Raw genomic sequence first — 10,656 nt, forward strand, 5'->3', positions numbered from 1 at the left:
AAGCAATCGGAGAAGATGCCCCTCCTTCAAAGGTAATGACTTTATCCCCTGGAGTCGTGAACAGAAGTACATCCATTTTCCTTATTCCTTCACGATTGTGGTGATGATTCATGATGTTGAGCAATCTTTCTAAATTTGCAGTAAAGGTATCAATCGGTGTTTGCCTTAAGTATTCATTCACAATTGGAGCTTGTATAATTGTCAGAGCGGGTGTGAAAGGGACATAACGCAGCAGTTCTTCTATATGGGTATAAGGTGGATCATTATAGCTCGGAGTTCCGTCTCCTAGCCACTGCCCCACCGTATGTCCGCCCATGGAAAAATTACGAATATCGTTTCCGTCGAAGATAATTCCTCTAAGTCCAAGGACAGGTAAACCGCAACAAAACTCAGGATGTTCAAATGCAACAGCTTCAGGGTTCTCACCCGTATATTCGAAACAAAGCTTCCCGAGCTGCTTCTGCCCATAATCGATACAGTACACGATCTCCTCATCGCCAATTGGGTTGAACGTATCGATAACGACACTTGATTCCATAACCGTGACTTCATCTCGATTAGGTACTCGGTGTACGCCATTTTCTATTCTTGTAATCTTCGGATAGCCGTCGGCTTGAGGATACAAAGCTCCTGCTGTATTTCCTTTCTTCAGCGCTCCATGATCATTGACAAACCCACCATCGATAGCCTTCTCTAGAAAATAAACCTCCAGCTTCGCCCCACTTCTACCGCTCAGAACACCGATATACGCTTTGCTTGCATGTCCGAGCATATCCACTTGACACAAAGCACTACCGTTTCTATCCGGAGCTAGAATAATCAGCTTTTTACTAAACTTGTTATTAAACGCTAGATAGCCTAAATTAGCTGCTGCCTGTCGATCATCATGACGGGGTGCATAGTAGCCAGCAGCAGCTACAGATGCAGCCACTTCAACTTCGATTTCCCTATAAATGCCAGTCTCCGAATTAAGCTTACTCGTTTGATTTCCTCTTCCAGGCAAAATTGATTTTGGATAAAAGTCGTACTTTCGTTTGATATGATCCCTTAATCCAGCGTAAAACCCTTTACTATAGGGTACGGCCATATGCGACGAATACGCAGGGAAAATAACATCATACCCAGGCGATCCTTGCCCCCATCCATGACTGTCCCCTAGCATTAACACTTCTAAATCGGAAGTGATATGTCCTCTGCGTCTAGCAGTTAATACAGGAAAATTAGCTGCTTTTAGATTTATCGAATACTTCTCTAGAAAGCTCAATAAGTCCAATCGCTTTCACCACCATATGTTACTATTTAAATCACATCATTCTCTTAGCTACACTAAAATTAAAAAATGGATCGTTCTTCGAATTTATTTTTCTCCTATATACGCAACTTAGATAAAGCATGCATAATACATATGAATTACAAACCCGATTAGCTACTTGTGATTCATCACTAATGATTATCCATGCAGGTACTAATATTGCTCCATCCTAGAATTAAAATTAGTTCAGGCACCCGAGAAATTTAATGGAAGTCAGAGGGTTCAGCAGGTTCTTAGCGTGCTGAATCAGCTACAAAAGTATTTCTAAGCGTACCGATTCCACCTATCGTCGCTTCCACAACGTCGCCTGGCTTAAGCCAAACTTGTGGCTTCCTGCCCATCCCAACTCCTGGCGGAGTACCGGTACTAATGATATCGCCGGGTTGAAGAGTAATGGTATTCGAGAGGAATGAAACGAGATACGGAATGTCGAAGATGAGCTCCTTCGTATTCGAGTTCTGCATCGTTTGCCCGTTCAACGTTAGTGAAATATTTAATCCGCCCGGGTAGTCGATTTCATCTGCGGTTACGATCCAAGGCCCGACTGGCGCAAAGCCATCTATGGCCTTGCCTCGTGTCCACTGCGGCTCATTCAGCTGAATATCTCTCGCACTCACATCATTTAACACGGTATAGCCAAACACGTAGTCCATCGCTGATTCCTTGGATACCCTCTTCGCCGTTCTGCCAATGACGACTGCAAGCTCAACCTCGTAATCACACTGAGTCACTTCGTGCGGAATCACGATTTCAGCCTCGTGACCGACTAGACAGTTGTTGTATTTAGGAAACAATACGGGAACTTTGGGGACCTGCATATTCGACTCGATGACATGGTCGTGATAATTAAGTCCGATACAGATGATTTTCTCTGGATCCGTCAAAGGCGATAACAGTTGAACATCACTCAAAGGGTATACAGCTCCACTCTCCAATAGAGCTGCCAGCTCCTCAGACTTCCGTTCGAACCCAGCCAAATGACGAATCACGTCACGCGCACTGCCTTTTACATTCAATACCTGTACATCACTGTCTCCTTTTAATATACCGACATGCGGTTTACAATTCACATCTTCTTTAAGGTGAAATTGCAATAATTTCATAATCCCTATCCCTCCTGCTCATCATTTACACGCAGCAATATTTTCGCGACTTTTCCTGGTCCTGCAATCAGCTTCTCGAAACTGTCCCCACCTTCACTCAAGGATGCTGTTTCGGTCCATTGCAATAGATTGACGCGTCCTTGCCCAATCCATTTCATAGCGGTTTCGAAGTCTTCCTGCGAATAAGCAAAAGCGCCCTTCACCCAGGTTTCACTGCGAATCATATCGTTAACAGGCAACTTGCTCTCCGCCTCGTGCAAGCCTGTGAATACGACCCTTCCACCAGGTCGAGCAGCCTTGATACTCTGACATCTAGTGATCTCAGCTCCTACCGCATCGATCACAGTATCAAAACCACCGTCAACACCAGCTTCCAGTTGATCCAGACCAGTAACTGCATTACCTCCGAGCTCTCTGGCGATCTCAAGTCGTGATTCATTTAAGTCGATAATGACGATGTCCCGAACACCATATACCTGAGCCGCCTGCAAAGCAAACAGCCCAATCGGTCCTGCTCCATACACAAGTAGTCGATCTGTAGGTTTCAGCTCTAACAGACGACAGATATGAACTGCACAAGCAAACGGCTCAGCGAAAGCTCCTTCATCCATCGTTACATGATCGGGCAACTGATACACATTTCTAGCTGGGACAGCAACGAATTCGGCAAACGCCCCCGGTCGATGCGCTCCAAGTAATGACCTCTCACCGCACAGCTGTGATTGTCCATTACGACAGAATCTGCAGGTGCCACAGGTTACAAGCGGGTTTGCAGTTACTCTGTCACCCGGCTTCAAGGCATCTACCTGATCTCCTAGGTGTTCGACCACTCCTGCAAATTCATGACCCATAATAAGCGGAGGCTTACGAAGGGAGTTATGTCCAAGATAACCGCCAAGCTCCGAACCGCAAATGCCTGCCCGCTCCACACGTATAAGCACCTCATCCGGCTTAAGATCTGGAGCGGGAACTTCTCTCATATTCATGATGCGTGGGCCTTCATAAACTAATGCTTTCATCGGTTGACTCCTCCTTGATACAACTGAGTCTTATTTTCAATTTACCCGGTAACGGTTTAGGACTTCTTCATCGATGTCAATGCCAAGACCCGGACGATCAAGTGGAACAGTAACATATCCATCTTTGAATTCCACTTCCCTGCTGACCAAATCACGAGCTAATGGCGATTTAGAAACCGTATGCTCGATCATGAAGCCATTAGGGATCGCTGCCGCGAAATGTGTACTAGCAGCAACCAAAATGCCAGTCTTGAATGCATGCGGCACAACTTTCTTATGACGATCATAAGCCAAATAGGCAATTCTTTTCCCTTCTGTCAATCCTCCTACTCTCGCCAAATCAGGCTGGATAATGTCTAAATGTCCTTCATCGAGCAGCCGCTGGAATGCAAGCCTCCCGCTCTCTTGCTCCCCTCCGGCAATGGAGATTTTCGTCCGATCGGCCAACTCGCGATAGCCAGCAATATCATTCGAGTGAACAGGCTCTTCCAACCAATACACACCGTATTTCTCATAAATATCCGCCATTCGCAGCGCGCCCTTTAAATCCCAAGCTAACCCCGCATCAATCATAATATCAATGTCATCGCCTACGGCTTCACGTATGGCTTTCACCTGTGCCTCGTCAAACTTAGCATCTTTTCCGATCGGGCCCCAGCCAAACTTCATCGCTTTATATCCAAGCTTCGCATACTCCTCAGCCATGCGGTTTGCTTCTACAATCGTATCCGGCATCAACGCGCTTGCGTATGCCTTCAGCTTCCGATTAAATACACCGCCCATCATCTCACAGACGGGACGGTTCATTGCTTTGCCCAGAATATCCCATAGAGCAATATCAACACCGCTAATTGCATGCAGTGCAGGACCTGAGCGGCCAAAATAAATAGTACCCCGATACATTTTGTCCCACAGCCGCTCGATTTCGATTGGATTTTCACCGATCAACAACTGACGAAGACCAACGGCGATCGAATGGGAAGCAGGAGCATCAACAACAGCTTTAGCTACTAACGGTGATGAATCAACCTCACCTACACCTACGATTCCCTCATCCGTATGGATGCGGATGACGAGCGTATCCTGCGTTCCATCGCATTGTGCAGCATCTAGATTGGGTATTCTTAAATAAATGGCTTCAACTTCTGTAATCTTCATGTTCTCATCTCCGATTCCTTTTTTTGTTCACGTAGCTAACAAATCCTCACGCAAAGGTGTAAATGTTTCAAGCACAAGTGAATCCTCCAAGGCTAGTATGGAATGAGAAACGTTGCTTGGAACTAAAACCTGTTCGCCTGCCTCTGCCACAATTTCCTTGTTATCCAGCACCATTTTTATTTTTCCTTTTACGACATAACCGAGCTGCTCATGCTGATGAGCGTGCTCTGGTCCAAACCCACCTTGTTTAAACTCAACCAGCATGCTCATAAGCTGCGTTCCAGGCGGAAATATTTTACGACGAATTTGCAATGATATCTGCTGCCATTCCCCTTGCAACATCCCATCCAGCACTCCTTAAAATGTAATAGACAATCCACCATCAACCGGAATAATAGCACCTTGAATATAGGACGAGGCATCGGATGCCAAGAAAGCAATTACTTCAGCTACCTCATTAACGGTCCCGGCTCTCGCCTGCGGAATTTTTCTATGTTCTACGTAAAATTGCTTAAACCATTCTGTCTCCAGCTCATTTTCCCCGCCCACGACAGAAAGTAATGTATCAATAAAGCCTGGAGCCACACCATTGACCCGAATGCCATGAGGAGAAAGCTCTAATGCTGTACAACGTGTCAATTGATCGAGTGCGCCCTTAGCAGCATTGTAATGGCTGGACTGATTAAGTGCACGATAGCCATTAATCGAGGAAACATTAACGATTGAACCGCTTATTTCTCGCTTAATCATCGCTTCTGCCGCATATTTCGAGCACCAATAGGCTCCATTCACTATCGTATCGAATACTGCCCGCCAACGCTCAGTCGTTTCACTTAAAAAATCACTTTCATAAAACATCGCTGCATTATTGATCATCACATCAACACGACCAGTATGTTCAATAGCTCGATCAATCAAGTTTCTAACGGCTATTTCGTCATTGATATCGGTTCGAACGAATAGTGGTCTGCCACCACACTCTTTCAGCTCGGTTATTGCGCGTGCTCCATTCCCCTCGTCACGGCTTGCAATAACAACATTCGCACCTTCTGTCGCGAAAAGCTTGGCAGTTGCAATTCCAATGCCTGTTGCTCCTCCTGTCACGATAACTGTACGGTCTGTGAAACGACTCATGATAAGTCCCCCTTATATAAATGCTTTAGGGCAATAACGATCCCGTAATATTGCGTGGATAAGCTTTTGCTCTAATAAAACCTTCCGCGTAGCGAACACCACTCTGAATTCCTCGAAAACGGGCAATGATCTCAATCATTTCCATTGCATTTGAACCATATTGATCCTTCAGCCAATCTCCAACCTGACTCTCATGCTTAGCAAGCATCTTTTGCTTTAATTCGAAAGTTTCCGTAATATCCACGTATTCCTCGGGCTGGAAACCAAGTCCTGCGACGCTTTCAATAAAATAAACGATAGGGATTTTACCAAGTGGAGGACTAGCCGTCACGATATTAGGTACTGTTGTCATTATGGCAACATCATTGGAAACTTGACCGGTTATCGTATGGTCAGGATTATACAAATCAGCCGGCCAATGTGTGAGTACGACCTCTGCCTTACTGACACGCATCGCCTCAATGAAAGACATCCTTGTCTCCTCTGTATCAAATAAAAACTCATCACGGAAGCCCAACCAAATTAATTCCGCCCCAATGACTTCAGCAGCTGCAATCGCTTCCATTCGGCGGATCTCTGCAATCTCTTCTTTGGGAAGTGTAGGTGAGCCTACCTCTCCGTTCGTGACAACTGCAATCGTCACTTTGTCGCCGCGCATAGCGTATTTTGCAAGCGTACCCCCACACCAGATTTCAGCATCATCAGGATGTGCGCATATAGCTAGTACATTCATAGTTATATTTCTCCTTTGTAACAATTTATGGCTATCATACTTCCCGAAAACGAGATTGTCAACAATCAATCGACAACAATCATTTGTATACATGGATATTTTATTCTATAATGAATTTAATAGTTTATGAACCAAGTAATTTAAGGAGGACAACAATGGAAACCTTTCATTTCAAAAGTCAAGAAAATCTATCTCTACGCCAACGTGTATTGAATGATATAAGAAATGCGATTATTAAGGGACATCTGAAGCCCGGTGATAAGCTCAAGGAATTAGAGATTTCCCAGCAAATGTCCATAAGCAGAGGCCCTATTCGGGAGGCATTACGGGATTTAGAAGCATTGGGTCTCGTTGTCAGCTCTCCTTATCGTGAAACTACGGTAGCGGATGTTAGAAAGGAAGAAGTCGTAGATTTATTGATTCCTGTTCGACTTCAACTGGAACTGTTCGCGTTAAAGCATAATTCAACTAAGCGAGACGAGCCTTTCTTTGATCATCTAACAGGCATCGTAGAGCGAATGAAGATATCTGCAGATAACGGGGACATATTTGCTTTAGTCGAGGACGACATTCGCTTTCATGAACATATTCTATCATTGGATAACTCTTCATACACGATGCAAATATGGTCTGGTATTGTGAATAGACTTCGTATGCACTTCATCAAGAACACCAGCAAGTTCACAGATTTACAGAAGGTGGTCGAAGATCACGTTGCTTTGCTGAATGCGCTTCAGAATGGTTCTACGGATACAATCGAAGCACTTTGGGCTGGGCATATCCAGGATGAGGATTGTTTGCTTTGTTTTCATGACGAAGCTGACTCTGGACAAACAAATGATTAAAATAACAAATTCACTTACTTCACAACTTCAACAACTCGGCCATAATCATGCTACCCTGACCAGTGAAAATGGAGGACGATTAGTTATTCTTGAAAAGGGAGCTCGTGCTCTGGAAATGATACCTGCAGAAGAGAATGATTCTGCATTTTGGCGAGATCCAGACTCCCTTAGCAGCGAGAACAGCTGGAATTTAGGCGGTGATCGGACTTGGCTTGGTCCAGAGCTGGAATTTTTCATCGACAGATCCGGCAGCTACCAAGTCCCAGCTCAGTTGGATCCAGGAAATTGGAAACTAACGAAGACATCATCGTCTCAGGCTATTACGAAGATGACTTGCGATCTGCAACACTCTACCTCGTCCAAAAAAATAACGATAGAGCTCGAAAAGCGCTTTACACTTCTGCCGAATCCGTTATCTATGAACATGTCTTCATTATTACTAGACAACTCGAGCCTTTCATATATGGGATATGAAGTCCGTACCGATATGAATCTGACTCCAGCTAACCCGAATTCAACAACTGTGGACGTAACCACTTCTACTTCAGGCTATTGTAATCTATGGAGTATCATGCAGGTACCGCCCGGAGGCAGCATTCTAGCTCCAACCTATGGTTCTATACGTCCTTTGACGATGTTCTCCCAGGCGGAGCATGTCGAAATGAAGTTACTCCAGAGTGGACTACAATTACCTTGTAAAGGCAAGAAAAGCTTTAAACTTTCCATCGATGCTCTATCTTCAACTGGTAGATTCGGATATTTACGCCATATAAACGAAAAGAAAAGCAGTCTGATCATCCGGCAATTCAGTGTAAACCCTTCGGGAATTTATCCTGACTATCCTCCTAATCAAAAAGATTATCAAGGGTCATGCATGCAATTCTATTTCGATGGTGATCAGATGGGACACTTTGCGGAGCTCGAGTACCACTCTCCCGCTTTAAGCATAGATACTCCTAGCCGGATGGCTGACTCCTCACAAGTATTTTACTTTGTTGGGTATAGGGAAGAAATTGAAGCGGTTACTGTGGCTATGCTTGGTATTCAACATGTAGAAGATACTTTCGTTTAATGTAATGAGGAAAAAAGACTGCCTAAAGCCGATACAAATCGACGTTAGACAGTCCTTTTTCTTTGCAAATCAGTACTTACTTCTTCAAATTATCGTAGCCTGCTTGATAAATAGCTGCAATTTCTTCTGCCCCAAGTGTATTTATTTTTTTCACATAGTCATCAAACTGATCTAGACTAACTTCCCCAGTGACAAACTTAACAAACATTTCATCTCGATACGTGTTCAAATCTCCGAAAATATTATTGATCCTTAACGCATCTTCCGCTTTTGGGATTGGTGGTTGGAAGGGAGTATAGGTTTTTGCTGCAAAATCATTTGCAACCTTAAGGCTCCATTCCTTCCGTTCAGCATTTTCATTCAAATACTTAGCTTCGAATAACGCTTCATTTTGCTCACGCTTATCGATTCTCGGAGCATAATCACTGCCGAAAAATTTATTTGGATCGATGGCTTCTATTAGATTAGGAACACGGACAGGTTTGCCGTTAACCATATTGTAAGTGATACCTTCTATACCATAAATGCCTGTAGTTGCACCTTCTCCAGCCATAATATAGTCAAGTAATCGGATGGCGGCAATTGGATCTTTCGTTTTGGTCGTTATTCCATAAGAACGCCATACTACAGCCTTGGGTTCTGACGGAAAGGCTACACCATATCCGGAGTCTTCAAAATTGATCGGCATCCAGACTGAACCGGGTATGTTTTCCTGCGTGGTTTGCTCTGGGTCGTTATGGCCAATGAATGCTGTTAAATCATCACGCGCGCGTATGCCTAACCGATTAGAGTACATACGTTCCAACACGATGGCGTTATCGGCAGTTTGGAAATCCTTCGGAATCAGTCCCTCTTTATATGCTGTATTCATCCATTCCAAGTATGCCTTATAAGCCGGTAATGTGAATTCATAGGTGACTTTGCCATCGCGAACGGACCACCCTGAACCTGAAACAAGAGATAGCCCAAACATCATTCCTATCTGCCTGTAATTACCAAGGCTATGCGTCATAATGCCAAATTCGTCCTTTTCATTGTTGCCATTTGGATCATCGTTGACAAAAGCTTTGGCCGCTTTCAACAGATCATCCGGTGTTTTCACCTCTGGCAGTCCGAGCTTATCGAGCCAATCCTTGCGAATCATTACTGTTTTTGTTCTTAAGTCAGATGCAGTAAGATGGCCAAGTGCGACGATGCTGCCATCCGGTAGGGTGAGAGCTTGTTTGTACTCGGGATTCTCTTCAAGCATTCTCTTGAGGTTCGGTGCATACTTGTCGATCAGATCGTTCATTGGCATTAGAATGCCATCCTCATAATATTTGACAAGATGGGAACCATCCGCGCTGCCCTCAATCGCAATGATATCCGGAAGATCGGTTTGGCTGGMCAATCGTAATTGCATAACTTCTGTATATTCCATGAACGGTGCGACATCCCATTTAATTTTAATTCCCGTTTCTTCTTCGAAACGTTCCCATATAATAGATTTGTTAGTAAGGAAGCTCTTCCCCGCATCCTCTGTATCCCGCCCCATCCAAACCAACTCAAGTGGCTCATTTACAATAGGCAGCGTATATTCGCCTTCTTTATATTTGCCGTTTCCGTCCCCATCCTTCGGAACAGTCGACCCCGTTGGGACAGTTGTTGCTTCAGGATTGGAATCCTTACTGCAAGCAATCGCAATAATCATCAGCATAGCCATCACGACAACAATACTAACACTCTTTTTGAACATTTTTTATCCCCCTCGAAATGGTTAATCATAAATGTAATATGCATCGCTGTAATTGCTAATCAAGTATCATGATTTAATTGCACCTATCATGACACCTTTGGCAAAATACTTCTGGAAGAAAGGGTATGCCAATAAGATTGGCAGCATAGTAACGATGATGGAACCATATTTTAAACGCTGCGTTATACCGAGTACTGCTGCACCATCCTGAACGATAGTAGGATCATTAAGAGAATCACTGGAGAAATTAGTCATTCCGATAATAAGCAATCGACGAAGATAGAGCGATAACGGAAGATAATCAGCATTTTTCAAATAAATCAAAGCGTTAAAAAATGAGTTCCAATGGCTTACCCCGTAATACAAAGCTAGAACTGCGATGATCGGCTTCGATAGCGGAATTGCAATTTTCGTAAAAATGTAAATATCATTAGCCCCATCTATCTTAGCTGCTTCAGATAGCTCATCCGGAATATTTGCAGATAGAAATTCTCTAGCCATAATCAGATTAAAAACAGCGACTGCCCCAGGTAACACCATAGCCC

General features: G+C 44.1%; 11 protein-coding genes. 2 read left to right on the forward strand and 9 right to left on the reverse strand.

Annotated elements, in window-relative coordinates; genetic code table 11:
- From AC1DWN_RS18930 to AC1DWN_RS18960, 7 genes are all read right to left on the reverse strand, one after another.
- On the reverse strand, positions 1-1,273 hold a 1,273-nt coding region (locus tag AC1DWN_RS18930), incomplete at its 3' end, for a hypothetical protein (protein ID WP_477560458.1).
- A 272-nt stretch (positions 1,274-1,545) separates the two neighbouring features.
- Positions 1,546-2,415 carry a fumarylacetoacetate hydrolase family protein gene (locus AC1DWN_RS18935; RefSeq protein WP_477560459.1) on the reverse strand — a complete coding sequence of 290 codons (870 nt, stop codon included), beginning with the start codon at positions 2,413-2,415 and terminating at the stop codon, positions 1,546-1,548.
- 5 nt (positions 2,416-2,420) lie between these two features.
- Entirely contained in the window at positions 2,421-3,434 is a 1,014-nt protein-coding gene (locus AC1DWN_RS18940; RefSeq protein ID WP_477560460.1) for a zinc-dependent alcohol dehydrogenase, read from the reverse strand.
- A gap of 36 nt (positions 3,435-3,470) precedes the next feature.
- Positions 3,471-4,592, reverse strand: coding sequence for a mandelate racemase/muconate lactonizing enzyme family protein (locus AC1DWN_RS18945; RefSeq protein ID WP_477560461.1), 1,122 nt, complete (start codon positions 4,590-4,592; stop codon positions 3,471-3,473).
- A gap of 27 nt (positions 4,593-4,619) precedes the next feature.
- Positions 4,620-4,934, reverse strand: a complete 315-nt coding sequence (locus AC1DWN_RS18950) for a cupin domain-containing protein (RefSeq protein WP_477560462.1) — start codon at positions 4,932-4,934, stop codon at positions 4,620-4,622.
- Between the two features lie 15 nt (positions 4,935-4,949).
- A complete protein-coding gene (locus AC1DWN_RS18955) occupies positions 4,950-5,726 on the reverse strand; it encodes an SDR family NAD(P)-dependent oxidoreductase (RefSeq protein ID WP_477560463.1) in 777 nt (258 codons plus the stop codon).
- Positions 5,727-5,751: 25 nt separating this feature from the next.
- On the reverse strand, positions 5,752-6,459 hold the full coding sequence (locus AC1DWN_RS18960) for a PIG-L deacetylase family protein (RefSeq protein ID WP_477560464.1): 708 nt from the start codon (positions 6,457-6,459) through the stop codon (positions 5,752-5,754).
- A 155-nt stretch (positions 6,460-6,614) separates the two neighbouring features.
- Here AC1DWN_RS18960 and AC1DWN_RS18965 point away from each other — a divergent pair, with 155 nt between their 5' ends.
- Both AC1DWN_RS18965 and AC1DWN_RS18970 read left to right on the forward strand, forming a co-directional pair.
- The gene (locus AC1DWN_RS18965; protein ID WP_477560465.1) at positions 6,615-7,304 is read left to right on the forward strand and encodes a GntR family transcriptional regulator; all 690 of its coding nucleotides are present in this window, start codon (positions 6,615-6,617) and stop codon (positions 7,302-7,304) included.
- Positions 7,297-8,376 (forward strand): DUF6786 family protein, encoded by a 1,080-nt coding sequence (locus tag AC1DWN_RS18970; protein ID WP_477560466.1) that lies wholly within the window; start codon positions 7,297-7,299, stop codon positions 8,374-8,376. The genes AC1DWN_RS18965 and AC1DWN_RS18970 overlap by 8 nt, the downstream gene beginning before the upstream one ends.
- Positions 8,377-8,452: 76 nt before the next feature.
- On the opposite strand, the gene AC1DWN_RS18975 is transcribed toward AC1DWN_RS18970, so the two are convergent.
- Positions 8,453-10,111, reverse strand: coding sequence for an extracellular solute-binding protein (locus AC1DWN_RS18975; protein WP_477560467.1), 1,659 nt, complete (start codon positions 10,109-10,111; stop codon positions 8,453-8,455).
- A gap of 66 nt (positions 10,112-10,177) precedes the next feature.
- Positions 10,178-10,656 (reverse strand): carbohydrate ABC transporter permease (locus tag AC1DWN_RS18980; protein WP_477560468.1); only part of this gene is annotated, 479 nt, incomplete at its 5' end.

The organism is Paenibacillus sp. P4_A7, assembly GCF_056402455.1.